Genomic DNA, 16,171 nt, shown 5'->3' with positions numbered 1-16,171 from the left:
ATCAAGTGTTTCGTCCTGGGACGCGGGGAAATCCGGGGGCGCGGGCGACGCTGAAATCGGCTATTGCCGCGCACGGGCGAACGGCCCGGGCGGGGTAGGCGCGACTTTGTTCTGGCGGCGTTTCTCGAAGATGCAGGCACGCGGGATCGCGGCGGCGCTGGTCGCGTCGCTGATCGGCGCCGGCTTCTCCGCCCAGGCGCTGGCGCCCGCAAGCACGCCGAAGGCCGAGCCCAGGCCGGTCGCGACCGGCTATGAAGCCGAGGACCATTTCCCCGGTGCCGCCTTCTATTATGCCGTCGACGACGATGCCGCGGTGGGCGCCGGCACGACCGGCACCGCCAAGCTTCCCGACATGCCGATCCCCGCCGACGCGGTGGATGCGCCGGTCGACGGATCCATCCAGCCCGCACTGCCCTTCCACCTCGCCGGCAACGGTGTGGACAAGGCGCGCGCGCTCCAGTGCCTGACCACGGCGATCTATTACGAAGCGGCGAACGAGCCGGCCGACGGGCAGCGCGCGGTGGCGCAGGTCATCCTCAACCGGGTGCGCCATCCGGCCTTTCCCGCCACCGTGTGCGGCGTGGTGTTCCAGGGATCGGAGAAGCGCGGCTGCCAGTTCAGCTTTGCCTGTGACGGCGCGATGGACCGCGCGCCCTCCCGCACGGCCTGGGACCGCGCCGCCCGCGTCGCCGCCGCCGCGCTCTCCGGCCAGGTGTTCGCGCCGGTGGGGATGGCGACGCATTACCATACCTATGCCGTCACGCCCGTATGGAACCGTGGCCTGGTGATGACCGGTGTGTTCGGCGCACATTTCTTCCACCGCTGGAAGGGCTGGTGGGGCACCGCCGCCGCCTTCCGCCAGGCCTATCGCGGTGGCGAGCCATTGCCCGCGCCGCATGTGCGGACCGACTTGGCGGCGGTGATGGCGCCCATGGTGCCGATGCCGGCCGTGGCAACGATGCCGGCCATGGCGGGCAAGATCGCTACGCCGATCACGACGCCGCGCGAGGCGATCCAGCCGGCCTATGCCCAGAGCGGCACGCCCATCGGCGGCTATGCCCCCAGGCCCCTGCCCGCCGCCACGCCCGCGGACGACGGCGAATCGCAGATTCTCGACAAATGGAAGGACAGCGGCAAGCCGCTGCGCTGACCGGATATGGCAACGGGCCCCGCCTCGCGGCGGAGCCCGTCCTGGCCAGGTTCCCCGGGGGATCAGGGAAGGGGAACCTGCTAGGTCTTTCCTATATCCTTACCAGCGACGCTCGCGATCGTGCTTCTGGTATCGGATGCGGGCCGAAAGGGCATCGAAGCGGCGATCGAGGTCGCGGCGCTCGGCGAGCGTCAGGCCCGGGCGCGAGCGGCGATATTGGGCCTCGAGCCGGGTCAGGCTGTTGAACTCGGCGCGGAGGCGGGCCGCCTCGCTGCGGCTGAGCTGGCCCGAGCGCACGCCCTGGTTGATGCGGGCCTCGAGATTCGCCTGGCGGCCGTTGATCGACTGCCATGCCTGATAGGCGGGCGCCGGATGCGGCGCGGCCATCGCGGCGGTCATCGGAACGGCCGAAGCGGCGATGCCGAGACCAGCCAGCATGAGGGTCAACTTCTTCATTTTACGCTCCTCTTTTGAAACCGGGCCGCCCCTGCGGCCTGAAACCGGTTATGGGTGGCGGCTGTCGCATGCTTGTCCCCATCCCCGTGCATTTGTGTCGCAAGCTGTCGCGCGCGCGGAGGTTCCGTTCATCTTCGGGAGGACGCGGCTCCGGCGCGGCGACCGGAGGGTCGGTGGAATCGATTGACGCGGGTCGCCGCGCCCCTAGATTCCCGGCCGGAGACGAAGAGGAAGCAGATGGCGCTCTCGATTGCCGAACTGACGCTGGTGGAGCAGCGCGTGACCAACGACGCACCAAGCGTGGTGGTGGCCTATCTGCTCTGGCTGTTCCTGTGGTTCGTCAGCGCCCACCGCTTCTATCTGGGCAGGCCGGTCTCGGCGATCCTGCAGATCCTGTCCTATTTCGTGCTGATCGGCTTCGTCTGGGTGCTGATCGACGCGCTGCTGATCCCCGGCATGATCCGCGCGCGCCAGGACGAGATCCGCCGCGACATGATGCGCGCGCTCGCCCGCGCCTGAGCGGCGCGTCTCGGGCCCCGGCGACTAAGCCGCGATCAGCCGCTCGGCCTGGGCGCGCGCTTCGTCGGTGATCTCCGCGCCGGAGAGCATGCGCGCGATCTCCTCGCGGCGCGCGGCCGCATCGAGCGGCGTGACTCCGGTGCGCGTCACCGTCCCGTCATGGCTCTTGGCGATGAGCAGATGGCGGGCGCCGCGCGCCGCCACCTGCGGGCTGTGCGTCACCACCAGCAGCTGTGCCGTGTCCGCCAGCCGGGCCAGCCGCTCGCCAATGGCACTCGCCACCGCGCCGCCGACCCCGCGATCGATCTCGTCGAAGATCAGCGTCCGCGCCCCGCCCTCTTCGGCCAGCGCCACTTTCATCGCCAGGATGAAGCGCGAAAGCTCGCCGCCCGAGGCGATCTTGACCAGCGGCGCGAACGGCGCGCCCGGGTTGGTCGAGACTTCGAACTCGACCCGGTCCATGCCGAAGGACGACCAGCCGGCCTCGTCCTGCGGCTCGACCACGGTGCGGAAACGCGCGGCATCGAGCTTCAGGGGCTTGAGCTCCGTCGCTACCGCGGCATCGAGCCGGGCCGCGGCCATGGCACGCAGCGCGGACAGCGATTTCGCCGCATCGGCATAGGCGCGGTGCGCGTCCGCCACCACCGCTTCCAGTTTCGCGATCCCCGCCCCGCCGCTCTCGACCCGCTCCAGCCGGCCGGCCAGCTCTTCCAGCAGCACCGGCAGCTCATCGGGCTGCACCCGATGCTTGCGGGCCAGCCCGCGCAGCTCGAACAGCCGCGCCTCGTCCGCCTCCAGCGCGGCGGGATCGAAGGCCAGCGCCTCGGCGGCGATGTCCACCCGATCCTGCGCCTCGGCCGCCTCGGTGATCGCGCGGTCGATCGCGGCGAGCGCTTCGGCAAGCGCGTCGTGATCGCCGGCGATCCGTTCCAGCACGCGCGCCGCCTGGCGGAGCTGGCTCAGCCCCCCTTCCGAACCGTCGAGCAGCTCGGCGATGCCCTGCAACTCGCCCGCGACCTTCTCGCCGCGCTGCATGGCGGCACGGCGCTCGGCGAGCACTTCCTCCTCGCCCGCCCCGGGCGCGAGCGCCGTCAGTTCGGCGACGGCATGTTCCAGCCATTCGCGGTCGCGCTCGGCCAGGTCCTGCTCGGCCCGCGCCACCGCCAGCGCCGCCTCGGCATCGCGCCAGGACTTGTGTGCGATCGCCACCGGCCCGGGATCGCAGCGCCCGAACGCGTCGAGCAGCGCACGGTGGCCGCGCGGATTGAGCATGCCGCGATCGTCATGCTGGCCGTGGATCTCCACCAGATGCGGCGCCAGTTCACGCAACAGGCCGGCGGAGGCCGGCTGATCGTTGAGAAAGGCGCGGCTGCCGCCATCGGCCTTGACGATGCGCCGGACGATCAGCGGCTCGCCCGGCTCCAGCTCCAGCCCGTTCTGGTGGAAGATATTGGCGACTTCGCCGTCCCGCGCCGGCACCTCGAAGGTCGCGGTCACCACTGCCTGCGCTGCGCCCTGGCGCACCAGCCCGGTCTCGCCCCGCGCGCCCAGCGCCAGCCCCAGCGCATCGAGCAGGATCGACTTGCCGGCCCCGGTCTCGCCGGTGAGCACGCCGAGCCCGGCCCCGAACTCCAGGTCGAGCGCCTCGATCAGGACAACGTCGCGAATGGCCAGCGCAGTCAGCATGCGCCTGCCCCTATCGCAGGAACTTAACAGGAACGAAAGCCCCGAGCATCAGCTCGCAGGCTTGGTCGCCGCCTGGGCCTGCTGGACCTTGCCCTTGTTCTCTTGCATCAGCTTGTAGGCATGGTTGTACCAGTCGGTGCCCGGATAGTTGGCGCCGAGCACGGCCGCGGCCTTCTCCGCCTCTTCCGGCACGCCGAGCGCGAGATAGGATTCGGTGAGACGCATCAGCGCCTCGGGCACGTGCGTGGTCATCTGATACTGGTCGACCACGGTGCGGAAGCGCAGCGTCGCCGAGAGCCACTGGCCACGCGTCTCGTAGAAGCGGCCGATCTCCATCTCCTTGCCCGCGAGATGGTCGCGGACGAGGTCGATCTTCAGGCGCGCATCGGCGGCATATTTGGTGTTCGGATAGCGGCGGGTCAGCTCGCCCAGCGAATCGAGCGCCTGCTGGGTGATCTTCTGGTCGCGCTGCACGTCGCTGATCTGCTCGTAATAGCACAGGCCGATCAGATAATAGGCATAGGGCGCGTCGCGATTGCCCGGGTGGACGGCGAGGAAGCGCTGCGCCGACGAAATGGATTCGGTATAGTCGCGGTTCAGATAATAGCTGAACGCGCCCATCAGCTGCGCGCGGCGGGCCCAGACCGAATAGGGGTGCTGGCGCTCGACTTCGTCGAACAGCGCCGCGGCCAGCTTGTACTGATGCTGGTCGAGCTTCTGCTTGGCCGTGGAATAGAGCGTGCCGACGTCGCGCGCGACATAGGGGAGGTCCTTGCCGCCGCCCTTCTTGGCGCAACCGGCCATCGAGAGCGCGAGAACCGGGAGAAGAGCGAGCGCGAGCGCGCGGGTGGTGGGAGTACGCATGGGTGGGGGTCTTAGCCCGGTCCAGTGGCGTCAAACAATCCTTTTCGCGGCGGGATTGCGGCGGACCCGCGACAGGCGCCGCGCGTTGCGCTAGCGAGCGCTGATTCGGGAGGAAATTCGTGACCGCCACCTTGCTCGCCACACACCGCGTCGACAAACCCTGGGGCCGCCATCGTCTGTGGCCGGGCTTCGCCGATCCCGCGGCGGACGGCGAGCCGGTGGGCGAGATCTGGTTCCAGACGCCGGGCGACAGCACGCCCGACCTGCTGATCAAATATCTCTTCACCAGCGAGAAACTGTCCGTCCAGGTCCATCCCGACGACGCCCAGGCGCACGCCGCCGGGCTGCCGCGGGGCAAGGACGAATGCTGGGTGATCCTCGATGCCGAGCCCGATTCGACGATCGCCCTGGGCACCAAGCGGCCCGTCGACCGCGAGACGCTGCGCGCCGCCGCGCTCGACGGCTCGATCGAGGACCTGCTCGACTGGAAGCCGGTCAAGGCGGGCGACTTCTTCTATTCGGGCTCGGGCACGATCCACGCGATCGGCGCCGGGATCACGCTGGTCGAAGTGCAGCAGAACAGCGAGACCACCTATCGCCTCTACGATTATGGCCGCCCCCGCGAACTCCATCTCGACCAGGGCATCGCCGTCTCCGATCCCGTCCCCTACACGCCGCATCCGATGCCGGGGCGCGTCGCGGACGGCCGGGAGATCCTGGTCGAGGGGCCGAAATTCGTGCTCGAGCGCTGGGAAGGCGGCGCGCGCGCGCTCAGCCTGCCCCAAGGCGTCACCGGCTGGCTGATCCCGCTGCGCGGCGAAGGCGTGGTGGACGGCGTGGCGTTCCGCGCCGGCGAATGCGTGACCCTTCACGGCAGCGCCAGCCTCCATGCCGAGGCGGGCAGCGACCTGCTCTTCGCCTATCCGGGCGATACGCGGCTCTGAGCCATGGCCATGCGATGAACGGGAGGTAGTTTCCCGTTCACGCAACTCGCCCCTTTGCGGTACGTTGGTCGGCAGGAACCATAAGGAGGACTCCCCATGCGTATCCTTTATGCCATTGCGATCGCCGGCGCGGCCATTGCCGCCGCGCCTGCCACCGCGGCCCCCATCGCCAACGCGCCGCTCGCGATCGCGGCCGTGACCGCAGCCGCGCCGCAGGACTGGCGCGACCGCGACCGTCGCGATCGCCGGGACCATCGCGGCAACCGCGATTGGCGGGGCGATTGGCGCGGCTACCGCAACTACGACTATAATCGCCTCCCGCGGGGCGAGCGCTATTACAATCCGTCGGACTATTATCGCGACGGCCGCTATTATCGCGAGCGCCGCCTGACCCGGAACGACCGCATCTATCGCGGCAATGACGGCCGCTATTATTGCCGCCGCTCGGACGGCACGACCGGCCTGATCGTCGGCGGCGTCGCCGGCGGCCTGCTCGGCAACGCGCTGTCGGACGGCCGCAACGCGACGCTCGGCACGCTGCTCGGCGCGGCCGCGGGCGCGGCGCTGGGCTCGTCGGTCGATCGCGGCGAGGTGCGCTGCCGCTAAGGGCTTGCCACGCAGGCAGAGAGGGGCCCGGCGGAAACGCCGGGCCCTTTTCTCATGCGCACACGGCGCGGATCAGAAGATGAAGCCGCCCAGCCAGAGGCGGACGATGCCGACGATCGCGACGACGACATTGAGGTTGCGCCCCGTGTTCGAATCCGAAAGCGCCCCCAGCGCGATGCCGATCACCGCGACCGGGATCACCATGTAGTTGAGCCAGCCGAGCAGCGGGATCAGCGCGATCAGCATGAGCGGCAGGGCAATGATGCCAACGAGGATCGAGAGCAGGTTCAGCATGGCCGCCGCTATATCCCATCCAAGGTGTATTATCAATATATAACAGTTACGCCACGAGCGGGATCAGCACCTCGATGCGCTTGAGGCGCGCGGGCGTGAAGGGCGAATTGTAGAAGGCATGCTCGACCGGCCCGGCGGGGCGTAGGCCCATGTCGCCGATCCAGGCGCGCAGTTCCGCCTCGTGCGCATCGAGCTGGCCGTCGCTGTCCACGCCGGTGAAGCGCAGCGCGGCGATCCGCCGGGCCGGGAGCGCGCGCAGCCGCACGCCGGCGGACGGATCGGGCAGGGACTCGATGCTCGCATCGGCAGGCATCACGAAGCGCGTGCGCCAGCCGCGCCCGTCCTCGTCGCCGTCGGACAGCACCGGCACCGTCATCGGCAGGCGCCCGCCCGCGCGCCCCCGGCCGAACACATAGTCGGCAAGCCGGGTGAAGCCGACGGAGAGCGCCGCCTGGCGAAGCCCCGGCACCACCGCCTCGGCGACGATCAGCCGGGGATAGTCGCGCACGCTGAACGCGCCCTCGCGCGTGACGGTGCTGAACGCGGCCTCGTCCTCGGGCCTGAAGAGCAACGCATATCCCACACCGGCGGCAACCGCGGCGGCAACGCCGGCGCCGACCATCTTCGCATTGAGCTGCATGCAAACCCCATCTGATCGCTGCTGCAGATACGCATATGGGCGGCCGGAGTTCCGCTTGCCGTCGCCCTCCAGACCGGCCGGAATTCGCCTTGGCCAAGGCTTCCTTAACCTTCCTCGGGCATGAAAACGGCCCAAAGGAGCGTTCGAGATGGTCCGCCGACAGTATTTCCTGATGCTTGCCCTGCCTCTCGCGCTGGCGGGGTGCGGCAGCCGCGGGAGCCTGGGCGACGCCGCCGATACGGAGAGCGGCAACGCGGCCGATCCGGCGCTGGCCAGCGCGCTGCAGGACCAGATCATGGTCGACCCGCAGCTCGGCCGCCAGGCCAATGGCGACGCGATCCGCCCGCCGGGCCAGCCCTATTCGGGCGGCGTGCCCAACGACAATGTCGCGGCCAACGGCAACAAGATCGACAACGGCCCGCTGCTCAAGACTCCGGCCCCGACCCAGGCGACCAAGGAGTGCACCCAGTGCGCCGCAGCGCGCGAGGCGGTGACGCTCGGCGGCCTCGCCGCGCGCCAGAAGGATCCGAAGTCCAACCAGTGCGCCGCGTCGCTGCAATATGCCGCGGGCTGGGCGCAGCGCCTGCCCCGCGACCTGCCGCTCTACCCGCAGGCCCGCGTGACCGAGGCGGCGGGCAGCACCGCCGGCAAGTGCCAGCTGCGCGTGGTGAGCTTCTCCTCGCCCCAGCCGATGCAGGTGATGCTCGACTGGTATTACACAAGGGCGATCCGCTCGGGCTATACCAGCGAGCATCAGGTCGACGGCCGCGAGCACATATTGGGTGGCACGCGCGACAAGGACGGCGGGGCATATGTGCTGTTCCTCACCGCCCGTTCCGACGGCGGGACGGACATCGACATGGTCGCGAACAACGGGATCTGACCCTCTAATTCCTCCCTCGCGCAGCGGGGGAGGTGGCGCGCGCAGCGCGACGGAGGGTGTTCCATCCACAGGCGATCCGCTCGCGGCCAGCCCCCTCCACCACCGCCTTCGGCGGCGGTCCCCCTCCCCCGCTTCGCGAGGGAGGATCTGCTTTGGGTTCCCCTCCCCGCGATAACAGGCTAACCGCTCGGGATGCCTGCCCTTCTCCTCGTCATGCTCGGCGGCGCCTTCGGTTCCGGTGCGCGCTTCCTCACCGGCAAGCTCACGCTTGCCTGGTTCGGGCCCAATTATCCCTGGGGCACGCTCGCCGTGAACCTGATCGGCGGCTTCCTCATGGGCGTATTCGTGGGCACGCTCGCCAAGCTCGGCCAGGGCGGCGAGCAGTGGCGCCTGCTGATCGCCGTCGGCGTGCTCGGCGGCTACACCACGTTCTCGGCCTTCACCCTCGACCTGATGAACATGATCCAGCGCGGCGACTACGGCATGGGCCTGGCCTATGTCCTCGCATCGGTCGTCGGCTCGGCGCTTGCGCTGTTCGCGGGCCTCAGCATCCTGCGAGCACTGCCATGACCCTTCGACCCGCACAGGACGTCCGCCAGTTCACCGTCAAGGCCGATGACGACGGCATCCGGCTCGATCGCTGGTTCAAGCGGCACATGCCGGATGCCAGCTTCAACACCGTCTCGCGCTGGGCACGCACCGGCCAGCTGCGCGTCGACGGCGCGCGCGCCAAGCCGGGCGATCACGTCTCCGAGGGCCAGGTGATCCGCGTGCCCCCGGCCGAAGCCGCCAAGCCCGAAAAGCCCGGCCGCCCGAAGCGCGAGCGCATCAAGCTCAGCGAGGAACAGATCGACTTCGCGCGCAGCCTGGTGATCCACCGCGACGATGCGGCGCTGGTGCTCAACAAGCCGCCGGGCCTGGCGACGCAGGGCGGCACCAAGACCACCGAGCATGTCGACGGACTGCTCGACGCGCTCCAGTTCGAAGCGGAGGGCCGCCCCAAGCTCGTCCACCGGCTCGACAAGGACACGTCGGGCGCGCTGCTCGTCGCCCGCACCGCCCGCGCCGCCGCGGCCTTCTCGAAGAATTTTTCCAGCCGCACCGCGCGGAAAGTCTATTGGGCGCTGGTGGTCGGCGTGCCCAGCATCGAGGACGGCATCATCGACCTGCCGATCGGCAAGCAGCCGGGCACCGGCGGCGAGAAGATGCAGGTCGACGAGAAGGAAGGCCAGCCGAGCCGCTCGCGCTACCGGGTGATCGGCCGCGCCGGCAACCGCGCCGCCTGGGTGGAGCTCCAGCCCTTTACCGGGCGCACCCACCAGCTGCGCGTCCACATGGCGGCGATCGGCTTCCCGATCGTCGGCGACGGCAAATATGGCGGGCCCGAGGCGTTCCTCACCGGCGGGATCAGCCGCAAGATGCACCTCCATGCGCGCCGCATCCGGGTCGATCATCCCGATGGCGACAAGATCGACGTGCGCGCGGCGCTGCCCCACCATTTCGCCGAATCGCTCGCCACCCTGGGCTTCGAGGAAGCGGAGGGCGACGCGCTGCAACTGGACGACGGCCCCGCCCCGCTCACCCGGGAGCAGCAAAAGGCCAATGCGCGCGCGCATGCCAAGACGGTCCGCAAGGAGCGCCGCGGCGAACGGCGCGGCCGCGGTGAAGGCCCCAGCGGCGACAAGCCCGCGCCCCGCAGCGGCGGCAAGCCGAGCACGCGCAAGCCGCCCGCCGCCAAACCGGGCGGCAAGCCGGCGGCTCGCAAGCCTTCGCCGCGCGGCGCCCGGCCCGGCCCGCGCGCCGGCGGCGACAGGCCGCGCACGCCCCGGAGCCGCTGATGCATCCCCATCCGGCCTTCCGCTGGGAGGACCGCCCGGCGATCCGCGAACTGGTCCGCGACATCGGCTTCGGCGCGATCTTCGCCACGACGCCCGATGGTCCGCGCGTCGCGCATGTGCCGGTGGTGTGGCTGGGCGACGACACGCTCGGCTTCCACCTTGCCCGCGGCAACGGCCTCGCCCGCCATCTGGACGGCGCCACCGCCCTGTTCAACCTGCAGGGGCCGGACGCCTATGTGAGCCCGGACTGGTACGGCACCGGCCCGGACGAGGTGCCGACCTGGAACTATGTCGCGGTCGAACTCGAAGGCCAGGTGACGCGCACCGACGAGGGCGGGCTGGTCGCGATTCTCGATGCGATCAGCCATGCGCAGGAACGCCGCCTCGCGCCCAAGCCCGAATGGACGCTGGACAAGGTCGATCCCGCCAGGGCCGCCAAGCTGCTCACGGCGATCATCGGCTATCGGCTGGAGATCCGGGCCTGGCGCGGCACCCGCAAGCTTGGCCAGAACAAGCCCGACGCCGCGCGCCTGGCAGCGGCGGACGCGCTCGACGCGCAGGGCCGCCACGCCGTCGCCGCGCTGATGCGGGAGGCGAAGTGACTTCGCCCATCTTCCCTTCTTTCTCGCGAAGCGGGGGAGGATTTCCGTGAACCGTCTCGCCGTATTCGATTGCGACGGCACGCTGGTCGATTCGCAGGCGAACATCTGCCGGGCGATGGAGGCCACCTTCGCCGCGCACCGGCTCGACCCGCCGGATCGCAGCGACATCCGCCGCATCGTCGGGCTCAGCCTGGTGCCGGCGATCGCCCGGCTCCTGCCCGAAGCCGGCGCCGATCTGCACGAAGCGATGGCGGCCGAATACAAGCGCGCCTTCTTCGCGATGCGCGCCTCCAACGCGCTCGATCCCGAACCGCTCTACGACGGCATATTGGAGACGATCGAAGCGCTGGACGAGGCCGGCTGGCTGCTCGGCGTCGCCACCGGCAAGTCGGACCGCGGCCTGGGCCTGATCCTCGAGCATCACGGCATCCGCCAGCGCTTCGTCACGCTGCAGACCGCCGATCGCCACCCCTCCAAGCCGCATCCAGCGATGCTCGAGCGCGCCATCGCCGAAGCCGGCGCCGCGCCGGAGACCACGGCGATGATCGGCGACACCAGCTTCGACATGGCGATGGCGCGCGCCGCTGGCGCCCATGCCCTTGGTGTGCTATGGGGATACCACACGTCCGGGGAGCTGCTCGGCGCCGGCGCGCATCACGTCGCCGACCATGCCAGCCAGCTCTTCGCGCATCTGGAGACGCTATGACAGACGCCGAACGCCTGGCGATGAAGCGCTACTACATCATCGTCGCGGTCAACATGCTCGGCACCGCCGGCGCGGTGATCGGGCTGCTGGTCGCCGGCCGCGCGCAACATTATGGCATGACGGTCTTCGGCGGCGCGATCCTGTTGTCGTCGCTCTATTTCATGGCGGTGGTGCCGCGCTTCCTCGCGCGCCGCTGGAAGACGCCCGCGGAGGCGACGCCCGAGGCATGAAGCGCTTCTGGAAGGAAGTCACCGTCGAGGACGGCCAGGTGGCGCTCGACGGCAAGCCGGTGCGCACGCCCGATCGCGCGCCGCTCGCCCTGCCCACCCCGGCGCTGGCAGAGGCAGTGGCGGACGAATGGCGCGCCGTCGGCGAGACGATCGATCCGCGCGCGATGAAGCTCACCGGGCTCGCCAATGCCGCGATCGACAAGATCTCGGCCGATCCCGCGCCCTTCGCCCAGGGCCTCGCCGCCTATGGCGAGAGCGACCTGCTCTACTATCGTGCCGATGGCCCCGAGCCGCTGGTCGCGCGCCAGGCCGAGGCCTGGGACCCGCTGCTCGACTGGGCGCAGGGCCGCTACGACGTGCATTTCGAGACAGCGACCGGCGTGATGCACAAGGCCCAGCCCGAAGCGACCGTCGCGCGGCTGGCCGACGCGGTGCATGCGCTCGACGCCTTTCACCTCGCCGGGCTCTCGCCGGTGGTGACGGTGAGCGGCACACTGGTCGGCGCGCTGGCGCTGCTCGAAGGCGCGGCGAATGCCGAGACGCTGTGGCAGGCCGCGCATGTCGACGAGCTGTGGCAGGCCGAGCAATGGGGCGAGGACCCGCTGGCGGTGCAGGCCCGCGATGCGCGACGAGCGGATTTCGACGCGGGCGTGCGGTTCCTGGGGTTGCTGTAGGCAATTCCTCCCCGAGCTTGTCTCGGGGAGGGGGACCATCGCAAAGCGATGGTGGAGGGGCCGTCGGCGAAGCCGGCGGTTCCACCGCCGCCCCTCCACCACGCCCTACGGGCGCGGTCCCCCTCCCCCAGACGAGCTGGGGGAGGAACTAAATCAGAGGCCCAATGTCAGCCGCTTCGTACCACCAGCACACAGATGTACGTCAGGCGCCGGATGCCCCAGCTGGCCGCGGCAGCGCCCAGGCGAGCACCGCGCCGGCCGCGATCCAGCTCGCCAGGTCGCTCACCCAGAGGTAGAAGAAATAGCCCCAGGGCGCGTGGTTGAAGATCGGCTGGCCGAGATCGGAATAGGCCGTCACCGCCAGCGCCACCATCGCCACCAGCCTGAGCCGCCCGGCGAAATCCAGCCCGCCGGCCACCGCACGCAGCGCGAACCCCGCAAGCAGCGCGCAGACGATCGCCAGCACCAGCCCGCCGATCAGCGCGCCGCTGTCCGGCATCGCGAAGCCGCCGGTGTTGAACATCACCATCGCCGTCGGCCCCTGGCCATAGAGCTGGGTGCCCTGGGGCGTGCCCGCCCAGGGTATCGGATAGGCACCGCTGCCGAGCGGCCCGAGATGCTGGGCGAGCGCCGCCTGCACCGCGGCCGTCGTCGCCGCATCGGTCTGGGAAAGCGCGAGCAGGCTGAGGGGCGTTCCCCAGAAGATGAAGCCCACCAGCCACATGGCCAGCCCGCCGAGCGCGCCGCCGAGGAACAGTCTTGTCATCGATACCTCCCCCTGTTGGGAAGGCTACTTCATCAACCCGCGGATGAATCCGATCAAGCCCGTCTGGCGCGAGCGCTTCAGCCGCTCGGCGTTCAGGATGGTGTGGACCGAGCGATAGCATTGGTCGGCATCGTCATTGACCAGCACATAGTCATAGCCGTCCCAGTGGCTCACTTCGTTGGCCGCGCGCGCCATGCGGGCGTCGATCACTTCGGTGGTGTCGGTGGCGCGGTTGATCAGCCGCTGGTGCAGCTCCTTGAACGACGGCGGCAGGATGAAGACGCGGACCACGTCGCCCCCCGCCAGCTGGAAGAGCTGCTGGGCACCCTGCCAGTCGATGTCGAACAGCACGTCGCGGCCCGAATCGAGGATCGCCTCGACATGCGCGCGCGGCGTGCCGTAGCGATGATCGAACACATGCGCCCATTCGAGGAACTCATGGTTCGCGACCATCTCGCGGAATTTCTCGAGATCGACGAAATTATAGTCGACGCCGTCCTTCTCCCCCGGGCGCATCGCGCGGGTGGTGTAGGAGACGGACATCTGGAGATGGTCGTCGGCGGCGAGCAGCTTGCGGGCGATCGTCGACTTGCCGGCGCCCGAGGGCGAGGAAAGCACGAACAATACGCCGCGGCGCTTGAATCCGTGCGGGTCGGTCTCGGTGCGATGGGGCATGGGCGCCTTTGGCTTGGGAGTCCCACCCGCGTCAAGTCATGCGAGTCGACTCAGGCCGGTGCGTTCCACCGTCGCGAGAGCCGGTGCGCGCCATAGGCGGCGGCGCCGAGCACGATCGCGGCGGGCACGATCTTCTTCGCGGCCTTCCAGGCAAGCACCCCGGCAACGGCGCCCAGCGCCCCGCCTTCGCCGTCCGCCCGGTCGATGCGGTTGCCGATCCAGCCTGCGATCACGTCCCCGATCATATGCGCTCCCTTGGTGGTGATGGGGGAGCAAGCGATTGAAAGGGTTCAAAGTTCCCCTCCCTTGCAGGGGAGGGGTCAGGGGTGGTTGGCGTGCTCGCGATACGGAAAGGCCCAGCGACACGGCTCCATATCGCCAGGCCTCTACCCACCCCTCGATCCCCTCCCTTGCAGGGAGGGGAAGTACGGAATCACCGCCCGATCATCGTCTCGGGCCGCACATATTGGTCGAACGTCGCCTCGTCGACGAGGCCCAGCGCCAGCCCGCTCTCCTTGAGCGTCAGGCCCTTCTCGTGCGCGTTCTTGGCGATCTTGGCGGCATTGTCATAGCCGATCGCCGGCGCCAGCGCGGTCACCAGCATCAGCGAGCGATCGACCAGCTCCTTGATCCGCGCCTCGTTCGCCTTGGCGCCGTCCACCGCGCGCTCGGCGAAGCTGACCATGCCGACCGACATCAGCTCGATCGAGCGCAGCACGTTCGAGCCGATCAGCGGCTTGAACACGTTCAGCTCGAAATGGCCCTGCATGCCGCCGACGGTGACCGCCATGTGATTGCCGATCACCTGCGCCGCGACCATCGTCAGCGATTCGCTCTGGGTCGGGTTCACCTTGCCCGGCATGATCGAGCTGCCCGGCTCGTTGGCCGGCAGGTCCAGCTCGCCCAGGCCCGAGCGCGGGCCGCTGCCCAGCAGGCGGATGTCGTTGGCGATCTTGGTGAGCGACACGGCCAGCGTGTTGCACGTGCCCGACAGGTTGACCAGCTGGTCCTTGGTCGCCAGCGCCTCGAACTTGTTCGGCGCCGTCACGAAGGGCAGGCCGGTGATCTTCGCGATCTCGGCCGCCACGTCCTCGGCATAGCCCGGAGGGGCGTTGAGCCCGGTGCCGACGGCAGTGCCGCCCAGCGCCAGCTTGAAGATGTCGAGATCGAGCACCGAGGCGAAGCGCGCCCTGGCCGACTCCAGCATCGCGGCATAGCCCGAGAATTCCTGGCCGAGCGTCAGCGGCGTCGCGTCCTGCAGGTGGGTGCGGCCGATCTTGACGATGTGATCCCAGGCCTTGACCTTCGCCTCGATCGAGGCGTGCAGCCGGTCGAGCGCCGGATAGAGCTTCAGCGTCACCGCGCGGGCGGCAGCGATGTGCAGCGCGGTCGGGAACGAATCGTTCGACGACTGGGCCATGTTGACATGGTCGTTCGGATGGATCGGCGACTTGCCGCCGCGCTTGCCGGTGAGGATCTCGTTGGCGCGGCCCGCGATCACTTCGTTGACGTTCATGTTGGTCTGGGTGCCCGAGCCGGTCTGCCAGATCACCAGCGGGAACTGGTCGTCGAGCTTGCCGTCGACGATCTCCTGCGCGACCTGGTCGATCACCTCGGCGATCTTCGGGTCGAGCCCGTGCTTCACGTTCACCCGCGCCGCGGCCTGCTTCACGATCGCCTGGGCGTGGACGATGCCGAGCGGCATCCGCTCCATCTCGCCGAACGGGAAATTCTCGATCGAGCGCTGGGTCTGCGCGCCCCAATAGGCGTTGGCGGGAACTTCGATCGCGCCGATCGAATCGGTTTCGGTACGGGTGGTCACGCTGGCTGGTCCTCTTGTCCGTTCCGCGCTCCCCTAGCCCCTGGGCCGCCGCGATTCCAGCGCTCAGGGATTCTGCGTACGCGTTAACCAAGAGTGCGTTTTTGGCTGCCTAAAAGCGAATCATGTACGTCGATGCGTCCATGGCTGCCCGCGCGGCGAAAGAACGCCAGCCGCGCAAGAACCTGCTGCTCGCCGCCACGATCGAGGCGGACGGGCTCAGGGTGCCCGTCCGCATCCGCAATCTCTCCGAGGGCGGAGCGATGGTGGATGGATCGGCCCTTCCCCGCACCGGAACCCTGCTGACGCTCACGCGCGCGGAGATCGAAGTCGGCGGAAGAGTGGTGTGGCAGACGCAGGGCCGGTGCGGCGTCGCCTTCGATACGACCGCGATCACCGTCGACGAATGGGTCTCCGGCAATCGCGTCGCGAGTTTCCAGGGCCATCGCGGCCAGGCCCGCGTCGATGCGATCCAGCAGGCGGTGCGCAGCGGCACCGAGCTGCCCGCGGAACCGGCCATGGCCGGCGCCGCGCCGGACCTCGCCAATCTCGGCACGCGCCTGGTCGAGGAAATCTACCATGTCCGGGAATTGCTAGACCGGCTGGGCGAGCGGCTGATCGACGACCCGCACGTGATCGCCACGCACATGGCGTCGCTGCAGAATCTCGATCGCGCCAGCCAGATCCTCGATCACCTCGGCGCGATCCTGGGCGCGGACGATCCCGCCGCCGCGGTGGACGGCGTGGCGATGCAGGAATTGCGCGCGCGACTGATGCGCTGAGGGTGGATTCGAGCCTCTGTTTCCTTTGTCATGCTGA

At 69.3% G+C, this 16,171-nt stretch carries 21 protein-coding genes; 12 read left to right on the top strand and 9 right to left on the bottom strand.

The genetic code is table 11. The features are described from left to right. Positions 1-106: 106 nt before the first annotated feature. Positions 107-1,150 (top strand): cell wall hydrolase, encoded by a 1,044-nt coding sequence (locus CAP40_RS06255; protein WP_256924049.1) that lies wholly within the window; start codon positions 107-109, stop codon positions 1,148-1,150. 99 nt (positions 1,151-1,249) lie between these two features. Here the strand turns inward: CAP40_RS06255 and CAP40_RS06250 are convergent, their stop codons facing one another. Beyond that, positions 1,250-1,606, bottom strand: coding sequence for a hypothetical protein (locus tag CAP40_RS06250; protein ID WP_086128547.1), 357 nt, complete (start codon positions 1,604-1,606; stop codon positions 1,250-1,252). Positions 1,607-1,843: 237 nt separating this feature from the next. Here CAP40_RS06250 and CAP40_RS06245 point away from each other — a divergent pair, with 237 nt between their 5' ends. Then, on the top strand, positions 1,844-2,125 hold the full coding sequence (locus CAP40_RS06245; protein ID WP_086128546.1) for a TM2 domain-containing protein: 282 nt from the start codon (positions 1,844-1,846) through the stop codon (positions 2,123-2,125). A 24-nt stretch (positions 2,126-2,149) separates the two neighbouring features. On the opposite strand, the gene recN is transcribed toward CAP40_RS06245, so the two are convergent. Beyond that, positions 2,150-3,811: a DNA repair protein RecN gene (recN, locus tag CAP40_RS06240; RefSeq protein ID WP_086128545.1), complete on the bottom strand. Its 1,662-nt coding sequence runs from the start codon at positions 3,809-3,811 to the stop codon at positions 2,150-2,152. A gap of 48 nt (positions 3,812-3,859) precedes the next feature. Then, the gene (locus tag CAP40_RS06235; RefSeq protein ID WP_086128544.1) at positions 3,860-4,675 is read right to left on the bottom strand and encodes an outer membrane protein assembly factor BamD; all 816 of its coding nucleotides are present in this window, start codon (positions 4,673-4,675) and stop codon (positions 3,860-3,862) included. A gap of 119 nt (positions 4,676-4,794) precedes the next feature. Between CAP40_RS06235 and CAP40_RS06230 the strand changes: the two genes are divergently transcribed. Together CAP40_RS06230 and CAP40_RS06225 are read left to right on the top strand one after the other, a co-directional pair. Further along, the gene (locus CAP40_RS06230) at positions 4,795-5,619 is read left to right on the top strand and encodes a class I mannose-6-phosphate isomerase (RefSeq protein ID WP_086128543.1); all 825 of its coding nucleotides are present in this window, start codon (positions 4,795-4,797) and stop codon (positions 5,617-5,619) included. A gap of 96 nt (positions 5,620-5,715) precedes the next feature. Next, on the top strand, positions 5,716-6,225 hold the full coding sequence (locus CAP40_RS06225) for a glycine zipper 2TM domain-containing protein (protein ID WP_179187943.1): 510 nt from the start codon (positions 5,716-5,718) through the stop codon (positions 6,223-6,225). A 72-nt stretch (positions 6,226-6,297) separates the two neighbouring features. On the opposite strand, the gene CAP40_RS06220 is transcribed toward CAP40_RS06225, so the two are convergent. Both CAP40_RS06220 and CAP40_RS06215 read right to left on the bottom strand, forming a co-directional pair. Beyond that, positions 6,298-6,519: a hypothetical protein gene (locus CAP40_RS06220; RefSeq protein ID WP_086128542.1), complete on the bottom strand. Its 222-nt coding sequence runs from the start codon at positions 6,517-6,519 to the stop codon at positions 6,298-6,300. A gap of 46 nt (positions 6,520-6,565) precedes the next feature. Further along, positions 6,566-7,159, bottom strand: coding sequence for a heme-binding protein (locus CAP40_RS06215; protein WP_086128541.1), 594 nt, complete (start codon positions 7,157-7,159; stop codon positions 6,566-6,568). 148 nt (positions 7,160-7,307) lie between these two features. Here CAP40_RS06215 and CAP40_RS06210 point away from each other — a divergent pair, with 148 nt between their 5' ends. The 7 genes from CAP40_RS06210 to CAP40_RS06180 all read left to right on the top strand — a co-directional run bounded on the left by CAP40_RS06210 (position 7,308) and on the right by CAP40_RS06180 (position 12,092). Next, positions 7,308-8,042, top strand: coding sequence for a hypothetical protein (locus CAP40_RS06210; protein WP_086128540.1), 735 nt, complete (start codon positions 7,308-7,310; stop codon positions 8,040-8,042). A gap of 192 nt (positions 8,043-8,234) precedes the next feature. Further along, positions 8,235-8,612: a fluoride efflux transporter CrcB gene (gene crcB, locus CAP40_RS06205; RefSeq protein WP_086128539.1), complete on the top strand. Its 378-nt coding sequence runs from the start codon at positions 8,235-8,237 to the stop codon at positions 8,610-8,612. Continuing rightward, positions 8,609-9,880: an RluA family pseudouridine synthase gene (locus CAP40_RS06200; protein ID WP_086128538.1), complete on the top strand. Its 1,272-nt coding sequence runs from the start codon at positions 8,609-8,611 to the stop codon at positions 9,878-9,880. Before crcB ends, CAP40_RS06200 begins: the two co-directional genes overlap by 4 nt. Further along, a complete protein-coding gene (locus CAP40_RS06195) occupies positions 9,880-10,482 on the top strand; it encodes an FMN-binding negative transcriptional regulator (protein ID WP_086128537.1) in 603 nt (200 codons plus the stop codon). The genes CAP40_RS06200 and CAP40_RS06195 overlap by 1 nt, the downstream gene beginning before the upstream one ends. 46 nt (positions 10,483-10,528) lie before the next feature. Next, positions 10,529-11,188 carry an HAD-IA family hydrolase gene (locus CAP40_RS06190; protein WP_086128536.1) on the top strand — a complete coding sequence of 220 codons (660 nt, stop codon included), beginning with the start codon at positions 10,529-10,531 and terminating at the stop codon, positions 11,186-11,188. Beyond that, positions 11,185-11,418 carry a hypothetical protein gene (locus tag CAP40_RS06185; RefSeq protein WP_086128535.1) on the top strand — a complete coding sequence of 78 codons (234 nt, stop codon included), beginning with the start codon at positions 11,185-11,187 and terminating at the stop codon, positions 11,416-11,418. Before CAP40_RS06190 ends, CAP40_RS06185 begins: the two co-directional genes overlap by 4 nt. After that, positions 11,415-12,092 carry an ATP12 family chaperone protein gene (locus tag CAP40_RS06180; protein WP_086128534.1) on the top strand — a complete coding sequence of 226 codons (678 nt, stop codon included), beginning with the start codon at positions 11,415-11,417 and terminating at the stop codon, positions 12,090-12,092. The genes CAP40_RS06185 and CAP40_RS06180 overlap by 4 nt, the downstream gene beginning before the upstream one ends. A gap of 202 nt (positions 12,093-12,294) precedes the next feature. Here CAP40_RS06180 and CAP40_RS06175 read toward each other — a convergent pair whose 3' ends face one another. The 4 genes from CAP40_RS06175 to fumC form a co-directional block, all read right to left on the bottom strand. Beyond that, entirely contained in the window at positions 12,295-12,858 is a 564-nt protein-coding gene (locus CAP40_RS06175; protein ID WP_086128533.1) for a hypothetical protein, read from the bottom strand. A 24-nt stretch (positions 12,859-12,882) separates the two neighbouring features. Further along, positions 12,883-13,533 (bottom strand): guanylate kinase, encoded by a 651-nt coding sequence (gene gmk / locus CAP40_RS06170; RefSeq protein ID WP_086128532.1) that lies wholly within the window; start codon positions 13,531-13,533, stop codon positions 12,883-12,885. A 50-nt stretch (positions 13,534-13,583) separates the two neighbouring features. After that, positions 13,584-13,778 (bottom strand): hypothetical protein, encoded by a 195-nt coding sequence (locus CAP40_RS06165; RefSeq protein WP_086128531.1) that lies wholly within the window; start codon positions 13,776-13,778, stop codon positions 13,584-13,586. Positions 13,779-13,966: 188 nt separating this feature from the next. Beyond that, entirely contained in the window at positions 13,967-15,355 is a 1,389-nt protein-coding gene (gene fumC / locus CAP40_RS06160) for a class II fumarate hydratase (protein WP_086128530.1), read from the bottom strand. Between the two features lie 122 nt (positions 15,356-15,477). Between fumC and CAP40_RS06155 the strand changes: the two genes are divergently transcribed. Then, positions 15,478-16,134, top strand: a complete 657-nt coding sequence (locus CAP40_RS06155) for a PilZ domain-containing protein (protein ID WP_086128529.1) — start codon at positions 15,478-15,480, stop codon at positions 16,132-16,134. The last annotated feature ends 37 nt before the right edge of the window (positions 16,135-16,171 follow it).

Source organism: Sphingomonas sp. IBVSS2 (assembly GCF_002127225.1).
Classification (GTDB): domain Bacteria; phylum Pseudomonadota; class Alphaproteobacteria; order Sphingomonadales; family Sphingomonadaceae; genus Sphingomonas.
This window is presented reverse-complemented; position numbering and strand designations above follow the sequence as displayed.